The sequence below is a fragment of the Sphingomonas sp. FW306-05-A genome (genome assembly GCF_058782275.1).
The window spans coordinates 234,596-256,159 of the sequence record NZ_JBYSXN010000002.1 but is presented as its reverse complement, the minus strand read 5'-3'; the positions used below and the strand labels follow the sequence as shown (position 1 = coordinate 256,159).

General features: G+C 65.1%; 29 protein-coding genes and 1 tRNA gene. 14 read left to right on the top strand and 16 right to left on the bottom strand.

Annotated elements, in window-relative coordinates; all coding sequences use genetic code 11:
- Positions 1 to 141 precede the first annotated feature (141 nt).
- Positions 142 to 1,185, top strand: a complete 1,044-nt coding sequence (gene hrcA / locus AC3WJR_RS10080; protein ID WP_492726102.1) for a heat-inducible transcriptional repressor HrcA — start codon at positions 142 to 144, stop codon at positions 1,183 to 1,185.
- Positions 1,186 to 1,205: 20 nt separating this feature from the next.
- Entirely contained in the window at positions 1,206 to 1,757 is a 552-nt protein-coding gene (gene grpE / locus AC3WJR_RS10075) for a nucleotide exchange factor GrpE (RefSeq protein WP_492724672.1), read from the top strand.
- Positions 1,758 to 1,860: 103 nt separating this feature from the next.
- On the opposite strand, the gene AC3WJR_RS10070 is transcribed toward grpE, so the two are convergent.
- Complete coding sequence (locus AC3WJR_RS10070; RefSeq protein WP_492724670.1) at positions 1,861 to 3,021, bottom strand: hypothetical protein; 1,161 nt, start codon at positions 3,019 to 3,021, stop codon at positions 1,861 to 1,863.
- 403 nt (positions 3,022 to 3,424) lie between these two features.
- On the opposite strand from AC3WJR_RS10070, the gene AC3WJR_RS10065 reads away from it, so the two are divergent.
- A complete protein-coding gene (locus AC3WJR_RS10065; protein ID WP_492724668.1) occupies positions 3,425 to 4,648 on the top strand; it encodes a threonine synthase in 1,224 nt (407 codons plus the stop codon).
- Between the two features lie 157 nt (positions 4,649 to 4,805).
- On the opposite strand, the gene dapE is transcribed toward AC3WJR_RS10065, so the two are convergent.
- Complete coding sequence (gene dapE / locus AC3WJR_RS10060) at positions 4,806 to 5,939, bottom strand: succinyl-diaminopimelate desuccinylase (RefSeq protein WP_492724666.1); 1,134 nt, start codon at positions 5,937 to 5,939, stop codon at positions 4,806 to 4,808.
- Between the two features lie 194 nt (positions 5,940 to 6,133).
- On the opposite strand from dapE, the gene AC3WJR_RS10055 reads away from it, so the two are divergent.
- The gene (locus tag AC3WJR_RS10055; protein ID WP_492724664.1) at positions 6,134 to 6,766 is read left to right on the top strand and encodes a PEPxxWA-CTERM sorting domain-containing protein; all 633 of its coding nucleotides are present in this window, start codon (positions 6,134 to 6,136) and stop codon (positions 6,764 to 6,766) included.
- A gap of 111 nt (positions 6,767 to 6,877) precedes the next feature.
- Positions 6,878 to 7,342, top strand: coding sequence for a cupin domain-containing protein (locus AC3WJR_RS10050; RefSeq protein WP_492724662.1), 465 nt, complete (start codon positions 6,878 to 6,880; stop codon positions 7,340 to 7,342).
- Positions 7,343 to 7,380: 38 nt separating this feature from the next.
- On the opposite strand, the gene AC3WJR_RS10045 is transcribed toward AC3WJR_RS10050, so the two are convergent.
- Positions 7,381 to 8,049 (bottom strand): glutathione S-transferase family protein, encoded by a 669-nt coding sequence (locus AC3WJR_RS10045; protein WP_492724660.1) that lies wholly within the window; start codon positions 8,047 to 8,049, stop codon positions 7,381 to 7,383.
- Between the two features lie 75 nt (positions 8,050 to 8,124).
- Between AC3WJR_RS10045 and AC3WJR_RS10040 the strand changes: the two genes are divergently transcribed.
- The 5 genes from AC3WJR_RS10040 (at position 8,125) to AC3WJR_RS10020 (ending at position 12,265) form a co-directional block, all read left to right on the top strand.
- Positions 8,125 to 9,480, top strand: a complete 1,356-nt coding sequence (locus AC3WJR_RS10040) for a chloride channel protein (protein ID WP_492724658.1) — start codon at positions 8,125 to 8,127, stop codon at positions 9,478 to 9,480.
- A gap of 154 nt (positions 9,481 to 9,634) precedes the next feature.
- The gene (locus AC3WJR_RS10035; RefSeq protein WP_354282223.1) at positions 9,635 to 10,018 is read left to right on the top strand and encodes a hypothetical protein; all 384 of its coding nucleotides are present in this window, start codon (positions 9,635 to 9,637) and stop codon (positions 10,016 to 10,018) included.
- The gene (locus AC3WJR_RS10030; protein ID WP_492724655.1) at positions 10,018 to 11,157 is read left to right on the top strand and encodes a glutathionylspermidine synthase family protein; all 1,140 of its coding nucleotides are present in this window, start codon (positions 10,018 to 10,020) and stop codon (positions 11,155 to 11,157) included. Before AC3WJR_RS10035 ends, AC3WJR_RS10030 begins: the two co-directional genes overlap by 1 nt.
- A gap of 1 nt (position 11,158) precedes the next feature.
- Positions 11,159 to 11,626 (top strand): OsmC family protein, encoded by a 468-nt coding sequence (locus AC3WJR_RS10025; RefSeq protein ID WP_492724653.1) that lies wholly within the window; start codon positions 11,159 to 11,161, stop codon positions 11,624 to 11,626.
- Between the two features lie 30 nt (positions 11,627 to 11,656).
- Positions 11,657 to 12,265, top strand: a complete 609-nt coding sequence (locus AC3WJR_RS10020; protein WP_492724651.1) for a PEPxxWA-CTERM sorting domain-containing protein — start codon at positions 11,657 to 11,659, stop codon at positions 12,263 to 12,265.
- 84 nt (positions 12,266 to 12,349) lie between these two features.
- Here the strand turns inward: AC3WJR_RS10020 and AC3WJR_RS10015 are convergent, their stop codons facing one another.
- The 7 genes from AC3WJR_RS10015 to AC3WJR_RS09985 all read right to left on the bottom strand — a co-directional run bounded on the left by AC3WJR_RS10015 (position 12,350) and on the right by AC3WJR_RS09985 (position 16,545).
- Positions 12,350 to 12,742, bottom strand: a complete 393-nt coding sequence (locus AC3WJR_RS10015) for a hypothetical protein (RefSeq protein ID WP_492724649.1) — start codon at positions 12,740 to 12,742, stop codon at positions 12,350 to 12,352.
- Between the two features lie 227 nt (positions 12,743 to 12,969).
- The gene (gene yihA / locus AC3WJR_RS10010; protein ID WP_131527398.1) at positions 12,970 to 13,605 is read right to left on the bottom strand and encodes a ribosome biogenesis GTP-binding protein YihA/YsxC; all 636 of its coding nucleotides are present in this window, start codon (positions 13,603 to 13,605) and stop codon (positions 12,970 to 12,972) included.
- Positions 13,602 to 15,386 carry a membrane protein insertase YidC gene (yidC, locus tag AC3WJR_RS10005; protein WP_492724647.1) on the bottom strand — a complete coding sequence of 595 codons (1,785 nt, stop codon included), beginning with the start codon at positions 15,384 to 15,386 and terminating at the stop codon, positions 13,602 to 13,604. Before yidC ends, yihA begins: the two co-directional genes overlap by 4 nt.
- A gap of 37 nt (positions 15,387 to 15,423) precedes the next feature.
- A complete protein-coding gene (yidD, locus tag AC3WJR_RS10000; RefSeq protein ID WP_354282236.1) occupies positions 15,424 to 15,657 on the bottom strand; it encodes a membrane protein insertion efficiency factor YidD in 234 nt (77 codons plus the stop codon).
- 28 nt (positions 15,658 to 15,685) lie between these two features.
- Complete coding sequence (rnpA, locus tag AC3WJR_RS09995) at positions 15,686 to 16,003, bottom strand: ribonuclease P protein component (RefSeq protein WP_492724645.1); 318 nt, start codon at positions 16,001 to 16,003, stop codon at positions 15,686 to 15,688.
- Positions 16,004 to 16,035: 32 nt separating this feature from the next.
- Positions 16,036 to 16,170: a 50S ribosomal protein L34 gene (gene rpmH, locus AC3WJR_RS09990; RefSeq protein WP_010162954.1), complete on the bottom strand. Its 135-nt coding sequence runs from the start codon at positions 16,168 to 16,170 to the stop codon at positions 16,036 to 16,038.
- Positions 16,171 to 16,257: 87 nt separating this feature from the next.
- Positions 16,258 to 16,545 (bottom strand): hypothetical protein, encoded by a 288-nt coding sequence (locus AC3WJR_RS09985; protein WP_354282240.1) that lies wholly within the window; start codon positions 16,543 to 16,545, stop codon positions 16,258 to 16,260.
- A gap of 93 nt (positions 16,546 to 16,638) precedes the next feature.
- Here AC3WJR_RS09985 and AC3WJR_RS09980 point away from each other — a divergent pair, with 93 nt between their 5' ends.
- From AC3WJR_RS09980 to AC3WJR_RS09965, 4 genes are all read left to right on the top strand, one after another.
- On the top strand, positions 16,639 to 18,144 hold the full coding sequence (locus tag AC3WJR_RS09980; protein WP_492724642.1) for a YifB family Mg chelatase-like AAA ATPase: 1,506 nt from the start codon (positions 16,639 to 16,641) through the stop codon (positions 18,142 to 18,144).
- 67 nt (positions 18,145 to 18,211) lie between these two features.
- Positions 18,212 to 18,296 (top strand) — tRNA-Leu (locus tag AC3WJR_RS09975).
- 65 nt (positions 18,297 to 18,361) lie between these two features.
- Complete coding sequence (locus AC3WJR_RS09970) at positions 18,362 to 18,967, top strand: hypothetical protein (RefSeq protein WP_492724640.1); 606 nt, start codon at positions 18,362 to 18,364, stop codon at positions 18,965 to 18,967.
- Between the two features lie 52 nt (positions 18,968 to 19,019).
- Positions 19,020 to 19,442: a DUF1810 domain-containing protein gene (locus AC3WJR_RS09965; protein WP_492724638.1), complete on the top strand. Its 423-nt coding sequence runs from the start codon at positions 19,020 to 19,022 to the stop codon at positions 19,440 to 19,442.
- A gap of 126 nt (positions 19,443 to 19,568) precedes the next feature.
- Here AC3WJR_RS09965 and AC3WJR_RS09960 read toward each other — a convergent pair whose 3' ends face one another.
- The 6 genes from AC3WJR_RS09960 to pspB form a co-directional block, all read right to left on the bottom strand.
- Positions 19,569 to 19,811, bottom strand: a complete 243-nt coding sequence (locus tag AC3WJR_RS09960; RefSeq protein ID WP_354282246.1) for a hypothetical protein — start codon at positions 19,809 to 19,811, stop codon at positions 19,569 to 19,571.
- Between the two features lie 23 nt (positions 19,812 to 19,834).
- Positions 19,835 to 20,074, bottom strand: coding sequence for a hypothetical protein (locus AC3WJR_RS09955; RefSeq protein WP_492726100.1), 240 nt, complete (start codon positions 20,072 to 20,074; stop codon positions 19,835 to 19,837).
- 192 nt (positions 20,075 to 20,266) lie between these two features.
- The gene (locus AC3WJR_RS09950) at positions 20,267 to 20,539 is read right to left on the bottom strand and encodes a hypothetical protein (protein WP_492724636.1); all 273 of its coding nucleotides are present in this window, start codon (positions 20,537 to 20,539) and stop codon (positions 20,267 to 20,269) included.
- Positions 20,540 to 20,558: 19 nt separating this feature from the next.
- Complete coding sequence (locus tag AC3WJR_RS09945) at positions 20,559 to 20,849, bottom strand: hypothetical protein (RefSeq protein WP_492724634.1); 291 nt, start codon at positions 20,847 to 20,849, stop codon at positions 20,559 to 20,561.
- 45 nt (positions 20,850 to 20,894) lie between these two features.
- The gene (gene pspC, locus AC3WJR_RS09940) at positions 20,895 to 21,272 is read right to left on the bottom strand and encodes an envelope stress response membrane protein PspC (RefSeq protein WP_354282254.1); all 378 of its coding nucleotides are present in this window, start codon (positions 21,270 to 21,272) and stop codon (positions 20,895 to 20,897) included.
- A 1-nt stretch (position 21,273) separates the two neighbouring features.
- The gene (gene pspB / locus AC3WJR_RS09935; RefSeq protein ID WP_354282256.1) at positions 21,274 to 21,564 is read right to left on the bottom strand and encodes an envelope stress response membrane protein PspB; all 291 of its coding nucleotides are present in this window, start codon (positions 21,562 to 21,564) and stop codon (positions 21,274 to 21,276) included.

The following is a 21,564-nucleotide window of genomic DNA, read 5'->3' as shown; positions in this document are numbered from 1 at the left end:
CCCTCCTGGGTTACGGTGTCGTTAACGCGCTTGGGGGGCGGGACGGTTCCTGCGAAAAGAGGATAACCTCGATCAGGTGCGGTAAAGCGGTCGCGCGGCACGCCGGTTGAGCAAAGCGCCAAGGGGGGCCATATGAAGGGTATGAACGCAGCCCCGATCAAAGAGCTGAACGATCGCGCGCGCGACATCTTTCGCGTCGTCGTCGAAAGTTATCTCGACACCGGCGCGCCGATCGGATCGCGCGCGATTGCGCATCTGTCGGGGCTCAACCTGTCGCCCGCATCGATCCGCAACGTGATGCAGGATCTCGAGGAACTCGGGCTGCTTGCGGCGCCGCATACCAGCGCGGGGCGGATGCCGACCGAAACCGGGCTGCGGCTGTTCGTCGACGGGATGATGCAGGCTCTCGAACCCTCCGCCGAGGAACAGGCGGCAATTGCGGCGCGGCTGACGCACGTCGGGCCGGTCGAGGAAGCAATCGCCGCGACGACGGCCGCGCTGTCGGGGCTGTCGGCATGCGCGGGGATGGTGATGGTCGCCAAGCGCGAGTTGGTGCTGCGGCAGATGAGCTTCGTGCCCTTGTCCGCCGAACGCGCGCTGGCGGTGCTGGTCGGTGCGGATGGATCGGTCGAGAATCGCGTGATCGCGTTGCCACCGGGTCTCCCGGTGTCCGCGCTGGTCGAGGCGGGCAATTACATGAGCGCGATGCTCGGCGGCCTGACGATCGCCGAGGCGCGCGCGCGGATCGAAATCGAGATGGCCGACGAGCGCGCCGAACTCGACGGTGCCGCGCGGGCGCTGATCGAGCGTGGGCTGGCGGTATGGAGCGAGGATGGCGATCGCCGTCCGGTGCTGATCGTCCGCGGGCAGGCGCGCCTGATCGACGATGCCGCCGCCGCCGACCTTGAGCGCGTCCGCGACCTGCTCGACGATCTTGAGGGAAAACAGGATATTGCCCGGCTGCTCGACAATGCGGCAGCAGGGGATGCGACCCGCATTTTCATCGGGGCGGAGACCAAGTTGTTCGCGTTGACGGGGTCCTCGGTGATCGCGAAACCGTTCCGCGGACTCGACGGTCGCGTGGTCGGAGTCGTCGGCGTGATCGGCCCCACGAGGTTGAACTATGCGCGCGTCGTGCCCATGGTGGATTATACCGCCGCGACACTCGCGCGCTTGATGGGTTGAACACGGGATTTTTGGACGACATGAGCGATAACGACACCAACCAGGCCTCTGATCTGCGCGAGGAAACCGCCGCAGCCGCTCCCGAGGTCGCTGAGCATGATGCCGCCGACGCGCGGTTCGAGAAGCTCGAGGCGGAGCTCGCCGAATCGAAGCAGGCAGTGCTCTATGCGCACGCCGAGGCGCAGAACATCCGCCGCCGCGCGGAGAAGGAAACCGCCGACGCACGCGCCTATGCTTCGACGGCGTTTGCGCGCGATCTGCTGTCGGTTGCCGACAATCTTGCGCGCGGTCTCGACGCGATTCCCGCAGAGTTGCGCGAGGACGAGAAGATGAAGGGTCTTGTCGCCGGTCTCGACGCGACCGGACGCGAACTCGAAGCAGTGTTCCAGCGCCACGGCATCAAGAAGATGACGACGATCGGGGAGAAGCTCGACCCGAATTTCCACCAGGCGATGTTCGAACTTCCGAGCGACGAACCGGCCGGCACGGTCGTGCAGGAAATGCAGTCGGGCTACATGATCAAGGATCGGTTGCTGCGTCCGGCGCTGGTCGGGGTCGCCAAGGCTCAGTGATGCGAACGGGGCGGTCGACCATAGTCTAGCGACCGCCTTACCTACCCGCCGCGACGTCGGATGCCGGCTCGTTCGGTAGAGACCGCCGCCGGTGCGGACGCCGTCAGTTTGCGACCATCGTTCGAACGTTAACGGTCCGGGTCAGCGATTTTAAGTAGGCCAGGGACGATTGAAAGTTCAACGTGTCCTGCACTCGGTTGTAGGCATTCACCGCGATCGTCTGAAGCCGTGTGCGGTCGCTCAGCGCCTCGTCGATCACGACGTCCAGATCGCTTAAATCCCATGCGACGGGAAGATACGTTTCGCCCGGGCGAAACACGTCGCCCATGACGTCCAGGTGCGACATATCGGGTTTGATCAGTACCGCGCCGACAGCGAAAGCTTCAAAATCGCGCCAACATAGTTCGCCATAGCCGAATGGACTGAAGCACAAATGCGACCGCGCCAGCTCATCCATATACTTGCTCTTGCTGACCATTCCGTCCTTAGCGAGCTTGTACTTCCGCATCTGCGAAACGCGTTCATAGGCCAACTGACGCATATTGCCGTACCATCCCGAGCCTTTGGTCTGGAGACGCGCATGTACGTCGATGTCACTGGGGCGGAAGTTGGGCATGTCGTCTTGGAAGCGACGATACAATTGACTGCTCGTGCTGAACGACGGGGTCAACCGCAGTTTGGGTAGGATTGCGGCCGGGGTCGTCCACGTTCTCGTTGGATAGTCGATCGCAAAGAAGCGCGAATAAAAGTCCATCAAGTTGGTATGCGCTTGCACGTCATCAACATACGATGCCTTGTCCTGCAGCAGCGACTTTTTGGCATAGATATCGATGTAAGGTTCGACGCCTTCGGCGAACCGGATGTCGCATGGGGCGAACCAATCGCAAAATACGATCCATGCATTGGGGCTCGCTTGCCGGAGTGCCTCCACTGCGCTGACGTCCAGGGTGGCATATTGGCCGAAGCATGGCTGATACATGATCGTTGTCGCGGTCTTCAAAAGACGCTCAGGTACTGGCTTCACCGCGTTGACCGCACGAACACTGATACCGACGTCCCGCAGACGACCGATCCCGCGGAGAAACGGTGAAAACTGCGGCTCGGCAAGGCGATCATCCTGATATAGCAGCAGGCACCTTTTGGCGCATTCTGGGTCAAACTCTCGTTTCAGGCGCTCTGTTGTCAGCGGCTGCATGATCCGCGCAACGGACGTATAATGCAGCGCAGTTCGGAAAAGCGTGTCATCGATCCGGGGCATCATCATCGGAAGCTTCCCATGTGAGTCATGCACGTTGAGCGTGCGGTCCGGATTGGCATTCGCAAGACGTGTTCCTGACAATAGCTATCCCTGTTCGGGCGTTGATAAGGCGGAAGAGTGTTTCGATGGTGAGTGAATGACTTCACCTCCCATCGATGGTCGACAGGGAATGTCACCCTCTAGGAGTAGGTCGCAGCCACGTTTCGACGGTTCGTGCCACTGACGGGTTCGGACGTCGGCGGAACGATCACGCGGTGCAGACATCCTCTTGGAATTCGAATGCTCATAGGTACAGTTCCTAAGCAAGCCCAGCTGGCGCTCCTCGTTATTACCGCACGCCCATTACGTAAGAACTTAGACGAGCATCATATCCAATTATCCAGTGCAAATCAAATACGGTGAAAACTTTATGAACAACACCACCACTGACCGTAAAACGTATGTAACAAATCTGCAATGTTCTATTACCGGGGAGAGTTATGAGGCCGATGTACTGCATGGCTTGTCGAGGGCGGGACGGCCGTTGCTCGTACGTTACGATCTGGCCGCGCTTAAATCTGCGCTAACTCGGGACGAGGTTGCCGCGCGCCCGACGGATCTATGGCGGTGGCGCGAACTGTTGCCGGTACGCCGGACCGAAAACATCGTCAGTCTGGGCGAGATCGAGACACCGTTGCTCGCCATCCCCAAGAGCGCGGGCAGCCCCAACGTCATGGTCAAGGACGAGGGCCGTTTGCCCACCGGGTCGTTCAAGGCGCGGGGCCTCGTAATGGCGGTTGCGATGGCGAAGGAGCTCGGCGTCACGCGAATCGCGATGCCGACCAACGGCAATGCCGGTGCCGCGCTGGCGGCCTATGCCACACGCTGTGGAATCGAGACGATCGTGTTCTGTCCCGAGGATACGCCGGAGATCAACGTGCGCGAGATCGCGCTGCAGGGGGCACGGGTCTATCGCGTCAACGGGCTGATCGACGATTGCGGCGCGATCGTCGGCAAGGGCGCGGCCGAAGGGCGGTGGTTCGATTTCTCGACGCTCAAGGAGCCGTATCGGATCGAAGGCAAGAAGACGATGGGGCTCGAACTCGCCGCACAATTCGGGTGGAAGCTGCCCGATGCGATCTTCTATCCGACCGGCGGGGGCACCGGGCTGATCGGGATGTGGAAGGCGTTCGACGAGCTCGAGCAGCTCGGCTGGATCGGGTCCGAGCGCCCGCGCATGTATGCCGTCCAGGCGAGCGGCTGCGCACCCATCGTGCGGGCGTTCGAAGCGGGTGAGGAACATGCCGAGCGCTGGGAAGATGCGGCGACGGTCGCGGCCGGGATCCGGGTGCCCAAGGCCGTCGGGGACTTCTTGATCCTGCGTGCGGTGCGTGAAAGCGGCGGCAAGGCGCTCGGCGTCGGTGACCCAGCAATCCTGAAGGCGGTCGATGACTGCGCCAAGAAGGACGGGTTGCTGCTGTGCCCCGAGGGTGGCGCGACGCTGGCGGCGTATCGCGAGGCGCTGCGCACTGGGGAAGTGGATGAGGACGAGCGGGTGGTGCTGTTCAATTGCGCGACCGGACTCAAATATCCGATGCCTGCAGCAGATGCGGCGATCGACCGGTTCGCACCGATTGACTTCGACGCGCTGTAGAGGGGCTGAAGGGTGCCGGCAGTTCGCTCGGTTCCATCAGTACCCTAGCGCTTCCCTGGCGAAGGCCGGGGCCCAGTAGAAGGGACAGCTGTCATCGCACGCAGCGACCGACACCGTCCGGCTCGCTACTGGGCCCCGGCCTGCGCCGGGGAAGCGCTTAAATGGCTACGCTTTCCATGATGTCCGCGTAGATCGCCGTCAGTGCAATCAGGTCGTCGATTGCGACCGCTTCGTCGAGCTTGTGCATCGTCGCGTTGAGCAGGCCGAATTCGACCGTCGGGCAGACCGCGGACAGGAACCGCGCATCGGAGGTACCGCCGGTGGTGGACAGCTCCGGGGCGATTCCGCTTTGCCGCTCGATCGCCGCTGCGACCAGTGCCGATAGCGGCCCGGGCTCGGTCAGGAACGCCTCGCCCGAAATCCGCGCGGTCACGGTTGCGTTCGGGTCGTGCCGCGCGACCACGGCCTCGATCCGTTCGACCAGACCGGCACCGGTGTGCTCGTCGTTGAAGCGGATGCTGACCCGCGCCTCTGCACGCGCAGGGATGACGTTGGTTGCGGGGTTGCCGACGGTGATGTCGGTGATCTCGATATTGGACGCCTGGAACCAGCGATTACCCTCGTCGAGCACGATCGCTTCGATCTCCGCCAGGATCGCGACGAGGCGGGGGATCGGATTGTCGGCAAGGTGCGGATAGGCGACGTGCCCCTGCAGACCGGCAACCGCGATCCACAGATTGACCGATCCGCGCCGCCCGATCTTGATCGTGTCGCCGAGCCGATGCGCGGAGGTCGGTTCTCCGACGAGGCAGAAGTCGGGTGCTACACCATGTGCACGCATGCGATTGATCAGCGCGCGCGTGCCGTAGGTCGCGGGGCCTTCCTCGTCCCCGGTGATGATCAGGCTGAGCGGCGCACCGGGCGCTTCCGGGATGGCGGCGACGAACGCCGCGATGGCGCCCTTCATGTCGACCGCGCCGCGACCGTAGAGCAGGCCGCCACGTTCGGTCGGGGCGAAGGCGTCGTTCGTCCAGCCGTCACCCGGCGGGACGACGTCGAGATGCCCGGCAAAGGCGAGATGGCGACCATGCCCCGCGCGTGTGGCGAGGAGATTCTCGACCGGGCCATCGGGTGCGTCGCCGGTCACGAACCGGTCGACCGAGAAGCCCAGCGCGATCAGCGCATCGGAAAGCACGTCGAACACCGGCCCCCGCGCGGGCGTGACGCTGGGACAGGCGAGCAGCGCGGTTGCGAGGCTGACGACATTCGGTGAGCAGGGGGTGTGATCCATCCGCCGGACATTGCCTAAGCGGCGATCGCTTTCAATCCCGTCCGTCGGCGCATCCGCAAGCTTTCCGGGCAGACCGTCGTCCCCGTTTACAATAGACCGAAGCATTAACGATAAAGGATCGCGGAAAAGGCGAAGTGGCACGTGGCTTGCGGAGTCGACGGCAAGAGCAGCATCGCACACCGAGGATAAAGTTAATGAATAAGACCATCCTGTTCACCGCTGCTGCAACTGCCCTCGTGTTCGTCTCGACCGGCGCGAACGCCGCCGCCAACCTCATCAGTGCAGCCGTGACCGGATCGAACGGTGCTACCATTTGGAACACGACCAGCGCGAGTCGTTCGAATACCGTGTTCGTCCAGCAGCCGATCGGCAATGTGATGAACTCCGAGGGTCAGGCGCTCAACGACGCGACCGAGGCGGGACTCAACAGCTTCAGCATCAACGGTGACGGCTGGCCGATGGGCACCAAGGGCGCATCGGACCCGGCCTACAAGATGACGCTCACTTTCGCCGATGGCGCGCAGATCTCCGGGATCTACAACGTGTTGTTCGACGACGTGCTCGACGCGACGTCCGCGACCGTGGGCACCACGACCTACAGCTTCACGGGCTTTTCGTGGGATCGTTCGCGCGCCGACAACGTCAGCGGCACCATCGCGCGACCGGGCGGGGACGGGCGCGACTATGCGGGCCAGTTCTCGTTCACCGCCGTCGAGGGCGCGGTTCCGGAGCCCACCACCTGGGTGATGATGCTTGCAGGGTTCGGCATGATCGGCCTCGGCTTGCGCTTGCGCCGGACTGCGGCACCGCGGGTCGTTTACGCCTGATCAGTACCGGCTGTTGCGATGAGAGGCCGTCGGCCCACCAGGGCTGGCGGCCTTCGCCTTGTGGCGAGCGGGTGCCTGCGGCACGATGACGATCTTCCGGGGGGAAACGTCATGCCGAAGATCGATCTAACGCAAATTCCGCGAACCAACGCGACCGGCTATCCGCCGCCGTTCGATGCTCCGGTCGCCGGTCGCTTGTACCGCCGCCTCGCGCCCGTGGCGGGATTGACGCATGTCGGTGCCAGCCACGTCACGCTGTTGCCGGGGGCATGGTCGTCGCAGCGGCATTGGCATGCGGATGAGGACGAGCTCATCATCATGCTCGCAGGCGAAGCGGTTCTGGTCGAGGCCGCTGGAGAAACGGTCCTCCAGGCAGGCGATGTCGCGACCTTCGCCGCAGGGGTGCGCGACGCCCACCATCTCCAGAACCGGACCGAACAGACATGCGTGTTCGTCGCGATCGGCGCGGGGCCAAAACGGCTCGGCGGGGAATATGCCGACATCGACATGCGTTTCACGCCGGACGGCTACACGCATAAGGACGGCACGCCGTATCCCACACGGCGGTTGCCGTAGGTCGTTCGCCTACGGCGGTGGTGTGCTCCAGGCCGGTGCTACGCAGTCGTTGCGGGCTGTTCGAACTGTTCGATCACCCATTCCTCTTCCTGCGCCTGCGCGATCCAGTCCTGGACGAAGGGATGGTGCAGCACCGCGTCCATATAGGCGTTTGCAAAGCGCGCGATTGGCAGGCTGTAGGTGACGATCCGCGTGACAACGGGCGCGTACATGATGTCCGCCGCGCCGAACGCGCCGAACAGGAAATCCCCGTTGCCGCCGAAGCGTGCGCGTGCCTGCGCCCATAGCTCCATGATCCGCTGCAGGTCGACGAGCACGTCGGGGTCCGGTTCGTGCGGCGGGAAGATCTGGCGGACGTTCATACTGTGCTTGCGGCGGAGCGCGGTAAAGCTCGAGTGCATCTCTGCTGCCATCGAGCGCGCCATTGCGCGGGCGGCGTCGTCTGCTGGCCAGAACAGGTCGCGGCTGGTCTTCTCTGCTAGATATTCCACGATCGCGAGGCTGTCCCACACTACCGCCTCGCCGTCCCACAGGATCGGTACCTTGCCGGAGGAGGGCGCGAACTCGTCGCCTTCGCGGCGCTTGTCCCATTCGGCATCGTAGAGCGGAACCACCGCTTCCTCGAACAGCAGGCCCGATTGCTTGCACGCGAGCCAGCCGCGCATGGACCAGGAAGAATAGGCCTTGTTGCCGATGATCAGTTTCATGCGGCCAGCCTAGGCATGTGCCGTACCCGACGCAACAACGCCGATCCGAGGTGGCATCGCAAAGATTCCTGTCGCATGAGCAAGCGGATGAACCGGAACGCCCCGCATCTGATCCGTCTGGCCTCGATCGTGTGGAGGCGGCGCGGTTCGCGGCAGGCGGGGGAACATCTCGGGCGGCTGCGACGGCGGCTGGCAACCGGGGTGGGGGCGGTGTTGCTCGGGCTGGCCGCGCTGGCGTTTGCCGGGATCAGCGATCGGGCGCAGGCGGAATTTGCGCGGTTCGTCGGGCAGTGGCCTTATGCGCCGCTGCTACTGACGCCGGCGGTGTTCGTGTCGGTCGTGTGGCTGACGCGCCGGATCGCACCGTTTGCGCGCGGGTCGGGCATTCCGCAAGTGATCGCCGCCAGTCGCGCACCACAGTCACAGGCTGCCGCCGCGCTGGTGTCGCTGCCGACCGCGGCGGTCAAGCTGCTACTGACCGTGGTGATGCTGCTTGGTGGCGCGTCGGTCGGTCGCGAGGGACCGACGGTCCAGGTCAGCGCGGCGATCATGGTCAAGGTCCACCATTATCTGCGCGTGCCGATCACCGCGGGCGTACTGATCGCGGGGGGCGCTGCGGGCGTCGCGGCCGCGTTCAACACGCCGCTGGCGGGGGTGGCCTTTGCCATCGAAGAACTTGCCGCAGCGTATGAACAGCGGGTCGCGGTGCTGGTGATGGGGGCGGTGATGATTGCGGGGCTGACCAGCCTCGGGATCGCCGGCGACTATGTCTATTTCGGCGCAATGCGGTCTACGCTTGGGGTGAGTGCGGTGTTGACGCTGGCGCCCGTGGCAGGCGTGATCGGTGGCGCGGCGGGCGGGCTGTTCGCGCGGCTGGTGCTCGGCTTCGCGGGTACGCAGTGGCGGCCGGTCGCGGTGGCGCGGTCGCGCCCGTTGCTGCTCGCGCTGGGGTGTGGGCTGGTTGTCGCGGTGCTCGGCATCGCGACGGGCGGCGGCACCTGGGGGACCGGGTACGGCGCAACGCGTTCGCTGGTCGAGGGGAGCGGGCAGTCGCAATGGTTCGGCCCCGCCAAGTTCCTGGCGGCGCTCGCGACGACGCTGAGCGGCGCGCCGGGCGGGATCTTCGCGCCGTCGCTGGCGGTCGGGGCTGGCCTGGGGAACCTGCTGACGGGGGTGTTCAGCAGCCAACCGGCGGGCGCGGTCGTGCTGCTCGGGATGATCGCGTATTTCGTCGGCGTGGTGCGCGCACCGCTGACCGCAGTGATCATCGTGATGGAAGCGACCGCGGCGCGCGGGATGATCCTGCCGCTGTTCGCGACCGCGCTGATCGCGGATGCTGCGAGCACGTTGGTGTGTCGGGAGCGGCTTTATCACGGACTGGCGAAGCCATTCCTCGCGCTGGTGGAGCCCAAAGCCAGCCATCACCCGTAGGAACGTAATGCCCCATCGTACCGACCGTCATCGGCTGCGGCTCGAAAAAGTGTTCGATGATGTCTCGAATGATTGCTCCGCCTGGCCACGCCCGGTTTTGCTGTCCGCAGCGCGACATGCAGCTTATGATGCGGTCAATCGCGAGAGGTTGAGCATGTCCAGACGTACTTTCGATCCCAAATATCTGCCGATCACCAGTGCGGTCGCGACCGCGTTGCTTGCGAGTGCTTGTGGTCCGTCGACCGATGTCGCCAAATCCGACGTGGCGGTGTGCCGCGACGACAAGGGCGCACGAGTCGCAGACGCCAATTGCGCGCGCGGCCATGGCGGAAGCGGCATGAACGGTGCGCTGCTGGGGGCGGCGACCTGGTATTATCTGTCGCGCGGCAGCGTCGTGCCCGGGATGGGGCAAAGAGTGACGGGCGGCTTTATGTCGCCGCGCGCGGGCGTGAATTATTCGCGGGCGTCCGCCGCAACTGTCACGCGTGGCGGCTTCGGCGCGAGTGCGCGTGGGCGCAGCGGCGGGATCGGCGCCTGATGCGCCGGATCGATACCGTTCCGCGCACCGACTGGCAGGCCCGCGTCGAGGAACTTGGGCTTGTCTGGCACACCGCAGACGGCAAGGCCTATTGGGACGAGAGCGCCTGCTATAGCTTCACGCCCGCCCAGATCGCGACGATCGAGAGCGCCAGCGACGAATTGTACGAGATGTTCGTGGCCGCCGGGCAGCATGTGCTCGACCGCGAACTGCTCGGTGACTTCGGTATTCCGGACTTCTGCCACAATGCGATCCATGATTCGTGGGAGGCGGAGCCGCCTGCGCTCAATTTCGGGCGCTTCGATCTCGGTTATGACGGGAAGGGCCCGCCCAAGCTGTTCGAGTTCAACTGCGATACGCCGACCTCACTGGTCGAGGCGGCGGTGATCCAGTGGGACTGGAAGGAAGCCGTCTATCCGCAAGCCGACCAGTATAACGGCATTCACGACGCGCTGATCGCCAAATGGCGCGACATCGCACCCCCGCCCGGGAGCAGCGCGCTGTACCTCGCGCATGTTGCGGACGCTGCGGGGGAGGATAGCGTCACCACCGCCTATCTCGCCGACACCGCCCGGACCGCCGGTATCGATACGCGGTTGATCGAGATGAAGGACCTCGGGTGGGACAGCGCGGGGCGGCGCTTCGTTGATCTCGACAATGCCGCGATCGACGCGGTCTTCCACCTCTATCCGTGGGAATGGCTGGTCAACGAGCCGTCGGGCAAGGATCTCGTCGAAAGCCTCGGCACGACACTGTGGATCGAGCCAATCTGGAAGATGCTATGGAGCAACAAGGCGATCCTCGCGGTGTTGTGGGAGCTGTTCCCAGAGCACCCCAATCTGCTCGAGGCACGGCGGACGCCGTTTGCGGGGGATCATGTCCGCAAGCCGCTGCTGGCGCGTGAGGGGGCCAACGTGACGCTGGTGCAGGGCGGCGCGACGCTTGCCGAAAGCGCAGGCGATTATGGCGCGGAAGGGTTCGTCTATCAGGCGCTGTACGACCTCCCCGGCAGCGGCACGCAGCGCCCGGTGATCGGTGCGTGGATGGTCGACGGCGCACCCGCCGGCATGGGGATCCGCGAGGACGGTCCGATCACCGGAAACACCGCGCGTTTCGTGCCGCACATCGTCGAGGGGTAACATGGCAAGCCACGATTTCACCGCGCGGATCGCGTGGACCGGCAATCGTGGCGCCGGGACGCAAAGCTATCGGGGCTACGACCGGACGTGGGACATGGCGACCCCCGGCGGTGTCGCGGTACACTGTTCGAACGACCCGCGGCTCGGCGGCGATCCGGCGCTGCCGAACCCCGAGGACTTGCTGCTCGCGAGCCTCGCTGCGTGCCACATGCTCTGGTACCTTCATCTGGCGAGCGTCGCGGGGATCGTGGTGACCGATTATGCCGACGATCCGCTTGGCATGGCGGAAAGCGCGCCAGACGGGACCGGTCGGTTCGTAAAGGCGGTGCTGCGCCCGCGCATCACGCTCGCCGCCGGGAGCGATGTTGCGGCGGCGGATGCGATCCACGCGCGGATCCACGCGCATTGTTTCATCTCGCGGTCGGTGAATTTCCCCGTCGAATATGCGGCGACGTACCACCACGGTTGAGATGGGCGCCCGACCTGTTCGGGCTCGTCAATGCACCACGCCTTCGATGCGGCGACGCGGGGGACGCAATTGGCCGCGCTCGAAACAGGGACGCTCGGCGCGACCACCTATACCGGTTCGCTGCGCAGCGCGGTGTATCAGAACACCTTGGGTACGCTCGATTTCTATTATCAGGTCGCGATCAGTTCGATCCTGCCGGGCGACGAGGTGTTCAACCTGACCAGTGGCGGTTTCCTGGGCTTCACCGTCGATGCACTGGTCGACGCCACCAATTTCGATGGCGCCGGGATCTTTACCGCGGCGAACAACCCCAATCTCCAGGGGCCGCCTGGGTCGACGACGACAACGTCGCGCAACGGTAGCGGGTCGGTCGTCCGTACCGATTTCGGCGACAACGGTCTGGAAGCCGCTGGCCAGACCAGCGCAACCTACATTTTCCGGACCAACGCGACCAACTACAATCTTGGCGGCACGTTCACCACGCAGGACGGATCGGTCGCGCAGCGCGCGAATTTCCAGCCGATCGCCGCGGTTCCCGAGCCGGCGACCTGGGGCATGATGCTTGCGGGCTTCGCAGGGATCGGCGCGGGTCTGCGGCGTCGCGCAACCGTGGTTCGGGGTCGCCTTGCGCGCGCCTGAGCAAGGATAACGTCCGGAGGGGATGGTCGCCGACGGTGATGGCGGCGACCATCCTCACCACTGCAGCCGATAGGACTTCGTCGCTCAACGACCGCGGCGGTATCCGCCATATTGCGTGCTCTCGAAGGAAACGACCGCTCCGGCATTGTCGCCGAGCGGGATGGCTGCGACGCCGTAAGCGCTGCGAAACCCGTTCGTTCCGATCGCCGCGCCGACTTCGCCGTGAATGCCGAGACCCGGTTTGTCAGACTCGCTTCGTTCACCGCGGGCGATGGCGGCGCTTTCGACCGTATTGCTGTTGAGGATCGCGTCGCGCTCGGCGTCGCTCAGACGGATCGTGTCGGTTGGCGGTGTCGAGCGGGTTTGGTCGGCAGGTGCCGGATCGAGGGTTTGCGCGAGGACGTGGCTCGATCCGCTGGTGACGCACGCGGTCGCCAGCAGGAAGGGGCGGAGCGACGTTGGCAGCTTGCAGGTCATGCTTCGGGATATAGAGCAGAATGCGCGGGAGGTCTAATCCGAGAGAGCGGTCTCTTACTTTTGCGCTTCCCCGGCGAAGGCCGGGGCCCAGTAGCAAAGGTAGGGGTTACAGCGCGCAGTCCTCTCCAACGCAACGCCCGCTACTGGGCCCCGGCCTTCGCCGGGGAAGCGGTAGAGGAAGAGGGAAGGACGACGAGGGAAGCGGTAGAACAGAAGTCGCTAGTCCCTCAGCTGATCGCTTCGATCACCGCAGCGCGCAATTCGGGAATGCCCAGCCCAGTATCGCTTGACGTCACCAGAATGTCCGGATGCGCCGCGGGCCGCTTGCGCGCTTCCACTGCGGTCGCCTCGGTCACTTCGGCGAGGTCGCTTGCCTTGATCTTGTCCGCCTTGGTCAGCACCATCCGGTAGCTGACCGCCGCCTTGTCGAGCATCTCCAAGATTTCGCGGTCAACGTCCTTGATGCCATGACGCGAGTCGATCAGCACCAGCGCGCGCTTCAACACATCGCGCCCGCGCAGGAAATCGTTCACCAGGAAGCGCCACTTGCGGACCATGTCCTTGGGCGCCTTGGCGAAACCATAGCCGGGCATGTCGACGAGCCGGAACGTCAGCGGCGTACCGACGTCGAAGAAATTGAGTTCCTGCGTCCGCCCCGGCGTGTTCGACGTTCGGGCCAAGGAGTTGCGATGCGTCAGCGCGTTGAGCAAGGACGACTTGCCGACGTTCGAGCGGCCCGCGAACGCGACTTCGGGCACGTCCGCATTGGGCAGGAACTCGAGCGCGGGTGCGGACTTCAGGAAGGCCACCGGCCCCGCGAAGATTTTGCGCGCCGCCTCGATCGCTTCGGGTTCGAAACTCATGTCTTGGCAACCTTGGTGGTTTTGGCGGCGGCGGGAGCGGGCTCGCGCATCCCGGGATGGCGTGCATACAGCATCCGCTGCTGCGCGACGGTCCACAGGTTCGACGTGATCCAGTAGACCTGAAGGCCGACCGCGAACGGCGCCATCACGAACATTAGCACCCACGGCATCAGCGCAAACACTTGCTTCTGGGCATCGTCCATCGGCGCGGGGTTGAGCTTGAACTGGAAGTACATCGACACGCCGAGCAGTACGGGCACGATCCCGATCGCGAGGAACGCGGGCAGATGATACGGCAGATAGCCGAACAGGTTCAGGATCGTCGCCGGATCCGGCGCGGACAGATCGTGGATCCACCCGACGAACGGCTGGTGCCGCATTTCGATCGTGAGCAGCAGCACCTTGTACAGCGAGTACATGATCGGGATCTGGATCAGCGTGGGGACACAGCCCGCCAGCGGATTGACCTTCTCCGTCTTGTACAGCGCCATCATTTCCTGCTGCTGGCGCGGCTTGTCGTCCTTATACTTTTCCTGAAGCAGCTTCACCTTCGGCTGGATCGCCTTCATCGCAGCCATCGACGCGAACTGGCGCTGCGCGATCGGGAATATCAGCGTGCGGATCGTGACGGTAAGCAGGATGATCGCGACACCGAAGTTGCCGATCATGCGGAACAACCAGTCGAGATATTTGAAGATCGGCTTCTCGACGACCTCGAACCAGCCCCAGTCGATCGCCTTGCCGAAATGACGGACGCCAAGGCGGTCCTCATAGCGGTCAAGCGTATTGGTTTCCTTGGCGCCGGCGAACAGCTTCGCGGTGGTGACCAGCGCCTTGCCCGGCGCGACGACGCGCGGGGCGAGCGTGAAGCCGCCCTGGAAGGTATCGCCCTTGGCGGCGGTGAAGCCCGCATGGACCGGGCTGTTGGCATCGGGGATGACCGCGGCGAGCCAGTATTTGTCGCCGAAGCCGACCCAGCCGCCGTTGCCGTCGAACATGTTTTCGCCGGGCTTGGCGCCGCTGCCCCAGATCTTGCCGAAGAACGAGGCGTCCTTGCCCTTCAGATTGTCATAGGTGATGTCGTAGGTCGCGCCCTTGTCGAACACGCCGATCGGGCCGACGTGGTTGGTCCAGGTATCGGCCTCGGTGCCGACGCCGGTGCGTGAAATCAGCGAGTAGGCGCGCAGAGCGATCGGGGTTGCACCCCCGTTGGCGGCGACTTGGCGTACCGTGAACATGTACTTATCGTCGATCGCGACGGTCAGCGCGAAGCGCTGGCCCTGCGGGTTCGCGTAGGACAGCGTGACCGGCTGGCCCGGGCGCAGCACGTTGGACGAGGCGGTATAGATGGTGTCGCCATTGGGGACGGATACGCCATCACCCGACCAGCCGAACCCGGCGTAATAAGCGTCCTTGGTCCCGCGCGGGGAGAACAGCCGGATCGGCGGCGCGCCCTTGGCGACCGTTTCCTTATATTGCGACAGCGTCAGATCATCGATCCACGCGCCCTTGAGGTTGATCGACCCGTTGAGCTTGGGCGTCTCGATCCGGACACGCTGGCCGGCGCTCTCGCGCAGCACGACGTTGCGATCGCGAACCGCCAGCGCGCCTTCGGCGGCGGGTCCGGTCGACGTCTCAAGCGGCTTCGACTGCCCCTTCACGACCTTCGTCGCAGGCGGGTTCGCCGCTGGGAAGAACTTCTGGGTGATGAAGTTGCTGCCGAGCAGGATGATCGCGGCAAAGAGCGCGAAGAGGATGAAATTCTTGCTGTCGTGCTTCACGCGAGTCGTATCCGTTCGTCGATCAGGGTTTCGGCGATCATGGGACCGGGTCGGGTCCGTACCCACCCCAGGGATGACAGCGCGCGATTCGTTTCGCGGCCAACCATCCGCCCTTCACAGCGCCATAGCGGCGAACGGCGGTAATTGCATAGCTGGAACAGCTTGGCTGGTAGCGGCAGCTTGGCGGCAGCACCGCGGACGGGCCGACCTGCCAACCGCGCGCGATCAGGATCAGCGCGCGGGCAAGGAGGGTGGGGCGCCGTTCGCACATCACCGTGCGCCGTTGGAACGGGGCACGCTCACCGTACCACCTTCGCCAGGGCTTTGGTCAGTTCGTTGCGCATCGCCGCGTAATCACGCTCGATTCCGCCGCTCCGCCCGATCAGCACGTGATCGGCACCGGGCACGCCGGCCTCCGGTAGCAGACCGCGCGCCAAGGCACGCAGCCGGCGCTTGAGCCGGTTGCGGATGACGGAATTGCCGACTTTCTTGGTGACGGTAAACCCCACGCGCATCGCCGGGGAGCCATCGTCGCGCCGCCGCATCAACAGGACGAATCCCGGCATCGGCGCGCGTTTCCCCGCATTTGCGGCGAGGAAATCGGCGCGGCGCGCCATCGTCTCGATGGTCGCGCCGCGTAGATCCCGGTTTACGCCGACAGCTTCTTGCGGCCGCGGTTGCGGCGGGCGCGAATCACGTTGCGGCCACCCGGGGTCGCCATGCGCGAGCGGAACCCGTGGCGGCGTGCACGCACCAGATTGCTCGGCTGAAAGGTCCGCTTCATCGTTCATTCCCTAGGACTGCAAACAGAAAAGGGCCGCCACGCGGACGGCCTCGTAAGCGGTTCCCCTATGCAAAAAGGGCGGCCTAGTCAATTGCGCGCCTCATCAATTGCGCGGGCACGCGCTCGGCGGCGCGCGGCGCTACGTCGCCTGAGCCCCATGTCGGCATAATGACCGAACCTTGGCCAGCGCCGCTTGGCCTGCGCGAACCGCTTCCTCGCCCACAGGGAATTCTGCAACATCAGCGCAAGCCCCGCAGCGAACACGAAGATTCCGCCGGGTCCGGGAATCGCACCGATGATCGGCGACACGATCACCACGATCACGCCGAGCGCGAACAGGGTCAGCCGAAGCGCTGGATGGCGGGAGGGTCGCATGGATACAGCATGTGGGAAGCGCGCGGCACTTGGCAAGGTGGTGGACTTCGCGGGCGGCTGGGTTAAGCCCGTCGCAGGCCCGGGGGGGAAGCGATGGTAGCGAGCGTGTCCACGGTGGCATATCTGGGGCTGGAAGCGCGCGCCGTGGAGGTGCAGGTGCAGCTCATCCCCGGGTTGCCGGCGTTCAATCTGGTTGGGCTCGGTGACAAGGCGGTCGGCGAAAGTCGCGAGCGGGTGCGCGGGGCGATCGCGTCGATGGGACTGGCGCTGCCGCCCAAGCGGATCGTGGTCAATCTGTCCCCCGCCGATCTCCCCAAGGAAGGCTCGCATTTCGATCTGCCGATCGCGCTGGCGTTGCTGGCGGCGATGGGGATCGTCGATGCGGAGGATCTTGGCGACTATGTCGTGGTGGGTGAACTCGGGCTCGACGCGCGGATCGCGCCGTCGCCGGGTGTGTTGCTCGCGGCGCTGCATGCGTCCGAACTGGGCAAGGGGCTGATCTGCCCGATCGCGCAGGGCGCGGAAGCGGCGTGGGCGGGGCAGGGGGTGCTGGCGGCACCCGACATCTTGTCCTTAATTAATCACTTCAAGGGCCACGGCCTGCTAGCAGCCCCACGTCCAGGCGAGACCGAGCCAGTCGCGCGCGGACCCGATCTTGCACAGGTAAAGGGGCAGGAAACCGCCAAGCGCGCGCTGGAGATTGCGGCAGCGGGCGGGCACAACCTCATCATGGTCGGGCCGCCGGGGTCGGGCAAGTCGCTGATGGCGTCCTGTCTGCCGGGCATCCTCCCGCCACTCGATGCCGCTGAAGCGCTCGAAGTGTCGATGGTCGCGAGCGTGGCGGGGACGCTGACCGGCGGACGGCTGACGCGCGCGCGGCCATTCCGTGCGCCGCATCATTCGGCGTCGATGGCGGCGCTGGTCGGGGGCGGGCTGAAGGTAAAGCCGGGGGAGGTGAGCCTCGCGCATCTCGGCGTGCTGTTCCTCGACGAACTGCCCGAGTTCCAGCGTGTAGTCCTCGATTCGCTGCGGCAGCCGCTTGAGACGGGAACGGTCAGCGTGGCGCGGGCGAATGCGCATGTGACGTTTCCGGCGCGCGTGCAGTTGATCGCGGCGATGAACCCGTGTCGGTGCGGGCATTTGGGCGATGTCACGCGCGCCTGCTCGCGCGCACCGCGGTGTGCGGTGGATTATCAGGCGAAGGTGTCGGGTCCGCTGCTCGACCGGATCGATCTGCATGTCGAGGTGCAGGCGGTAAGCGCCGCGGACCTGGTTCTGCCGCCGCCCGCAGAAGGGTCCGCCGAGGTCGCCGCGCGCGTGGCCGCGGCGCGAACGATCCAGCGCGAGCGTTATGCCGAAGAGGGCGTGCGCACCAACGCCGAGGCGGACGGTGCCCTGCTTGACCGCGTCGCGACGCCGGATGCGGCGGGGCGCGCATTGCTCGCACAGGCGTCGGAGGCGATGCGACTGTCGGCGCGGGGCTATACGCGCGTGCTGCGGACGGCGCGGACGATCGCGGACCTCGCGGGGGTGGACGGGGTTGCGCGACTGCACGTGGCGGAGGCGCTCAGCTATCGCAGGCGGGGGGCGGTGAATTGAACGAAGCGCCGTCCCGCTGCATCAGGGTGTTGCAGCGCCGCCAAGCTTGCGCTAGCGGAGCTTGCGTGCGGGCGTGGTGGAACTGGTAGACGCGCCGGACTCAAAATCCGGTTCCGCAAGGAGTGTCGGTTCGATTCCGACCGCCCGCACCACCTTTCCGGCCAAGCGCCCGGCCGAGCGCATTGTCGCTCGTGCCCGGGATCGCTAGCCTCCCGATATGCCACGCGCGTTGAAAGTCTTTCGCACCCCGATCGGGTTTCACGACGCCTATGTCGCGGCCCCTACCAAGAAGGCTGCGCTCGAAGCGTGGGGTAGTACGCATGACCTGTTCGCGCGCGGGATCGCGGAGATCGTCACCGATCCGGCGTTGACGGAGGAACCGCTTGCCACGCCGGGGAAGGTCATCAAGCGATCGCGCGGGACGACCGCGGAGCAGATTGCGGCGTTGCCCGCGGTGGAACGGCCCGACCGCGCCGCGAGTGGCGACGAGGATGAGCCCGAGCGTTCCACCTCCGCAAAGGCCAAGGCCAAAACGCCTGCCAAACCGAAAGCCAGGCCCAAGCCACCACCGCCGCGTCCGTCGCCAGAGGCCCTCGAAGCCGCCGAGGCGGAGCTGGAGGCAGCGGGCCGTCGGCATGAGGACGACAGTCGTGCCCTCGCGCACGAACAGGCCGCGCTGGACCGGCGGCGTCGTGATCTGGAGCGGGCGCAGGCTGCGGAGCGCGGCACGTTGCAGGAGGCGGTCGACCGGGCGGACGCGGCTTATGCCGCGGCACTCAAGCGCTGGCGCGTCGCGCGGTGTGAGGATGGCGAGGCGGACTGACGAACCCTTCGCCATGCGCTCGCGTTGATACGCGAACGGCGAGGACGCGATGATGACGGGATATGATCTGGAGCGGTTCACCACGGCGCAGGCGGGGGTGTTCGACACCGCGCTGGCCGAGATTCGAGCCGGCGCGAAGCGCACCCACTGGATGTGGTTCATCTTTCCGCAGATTGCGGGGCTCGGCAACAGCCCGACCGCACGCCATTTCGCGATTGCCTCGCTGGACGAGGCGCGCGCCTATCTCGCTGACGGGGTGTTGGGGCCGCGCTATCTGTCCGCTGTCGAGGTGTTGCAGGCATTGTCGGGCGGAACCGCGCAAGGCGTGTTTGGCGGGATTGATGCAATCAAGCTGCGGTCATCGCTGACGCTGTTCGAGGCGGCGGGGGCGCCTGCGGTGGTCGGGGAGGCGCTGGGCCGCTGGTTTGGTGGCGAGCGCGATGCCCGGACTTTGGAGATTGTCGGGCGGCGGTAGGGGGGCTTCGACTTTGCTCGGCCCGAACGGATGTTGTTGGCCCGAATTCTGGTGGACCCTTGTGCCAGGGATACAGGCTACCCCGTCGCGCTTAAGCGTAACGGGGTAGCGAAACGCGGTGCGGCTTTACAGATCCACGCCCGCGGCGATGGCTTCCAACTTGCGGATGCGTTCCTTGAGGTCCGCAATCTCGATCCGCGCGCTGGCGTTGGGAAGCGCGGGGCCGGCATTGGCATCGCCGACGGCATGCAGCTGTTCCAGCTTGTAGGACAGCCAGCCGCGCCAGCCGGTGAGCGTGGCGAAGGTCAGCATCGCGAGGCCGGCCAGCCCGGCGACCGCGATCGTCATGTAGAAATTGGGGTCGGTCATGATCCCTGCTCCTGCCAAGGTGGTCATGGACGGTCGCGCAGCTTCTCGATCTCGCGATCGAGGCGGGCGCCGCTGTCGTTGTTTTCGGTTGCGAGCCGTTCGAGGACGGCGATCCGCTCCTTGAGCGCGCGGATCTCGTCGCGCTGGCGCTGGGCGTCGGCGCTGTCCTGCTGCGGCTGTAGTTCGATCCGGCCGGCCGCCTTGTAGCGTGCCTTGATGATCCCGCCGACGACCGCGACCAGCACGATCAGGACGACCATCATTTCTCCACCGTTCATGACATTCTCCCTTTAGGTTTTCGGGCTGGTCAGCCCTGGGTGGCCTGGCGTGCCGCGCGCGCTGCGCGGCGGCGAGGACGGTCGATGCTTTCGGTCGCCCAGCAACATCCCGCCGTCACGACGGCGAGTATTCCAAAAAAGATGATCATGATGTCCTCGGGGAAGAAAGGGTAGGGGTTAGTTAAGCGGGGTGTCGCGCAACCGGTCGATTTCGTCGGAGAGATCGACGCCGCGATCTGTCAGGATGCGCTCCAATACTCGAACGCGCTGTTCGAGGCGCTCGGTCTGGGCCGCATATTGCGCGGCCTTTTCGGCGACCATCGTGGCTTCGCTCGCAAGTTGGCGTTCCTTGAAGGCAAGCCAGGGGCGGACGATGACCCCGCCGGTGACTGCGACCAGACCAACGCTGATCGCAAGGATCGGGATGAGGAAGACGCTATCGAATGCCATGCTCAGATCCTTTCCTGGGTTAGCGCAGCGCGTCGATGTCGCGCGCGGTGCGTTCGGCGGGGTCGGTCGCGATCCGTTCGAGGACCGCGAGGCGCTCCTCGAGGCGGCTGATCTTGCCGTGGAGCTTTTCGTTTTCCCCGATCAGCAGCGCGAGCTTGCGGTCTGCGTCGGGATCGGTGCGGCTGGCGACGCCGCTCCATTCGTTCTCGATGGGATAGCCGTGCCGGGCGCGGATCCAGGTGGTGAACACCCATCCGAAGGTCGACATGGCGATGATGGCAACGATGAAGCCTGGACCACCCCAAGACATCGGTATTCTCCCCTGATTAAAGCTAGAAACTGGCCCCCGCCGCGTTCAGCGCAGGCTGTCGATCTCGTCGGCGAGGCGGCTGTTGCGGCTGGTGTACATGACTTCGATGTCGGCGAGCCGGCGGTCGATGTCGCGGAACTTGCTGCGGACTTCGGCGGTCGAGCGGGTCGGGTTGGACCGGACGCCCTGCCAGAAGCGTGCGTCGTCGGCGCTGTCGTACAGGCCACTCGGCTTCTTCTCGGCGACCCATCCCATCACGACATAAGCGATGAAGATCCATCCGCTGGTCGCGAGGGTCAGCAGCGCTACCCCGACCCGGACGAGGGTCACGTCGATGCCGGTGTATTCGGCGATCCCCGAGCAGACGCCCATCCATTTGGCGTTCTGCTTGTCGAGGTAAAATTTGGTGCGGCTGGCGGACATTTCAGTTCCTCCGGGTGGGGTCATAAGACGGGGTTGGAAACGATTGGGCGGTCGGCTCGGCGAGCGGCATGCTGATGCGCCATTCGGGGTGATCGGCGGCGATGATCCGCTCCACCGTGCCCAGCCGGTCTTCCAATCGGCGGGCGAGCGAGTAGAGCTCGTCGAGCAGCTTCTCGTCTTCGTTGGTGATCTTCGGCGCCTGCTTCCACTTGGTGACATAGTGGAGGATGACCCAGGGCATGCCGACGAAGAGCGTGCCGCAGACGAAGATCGGAACGAGGATGTCTTCCAT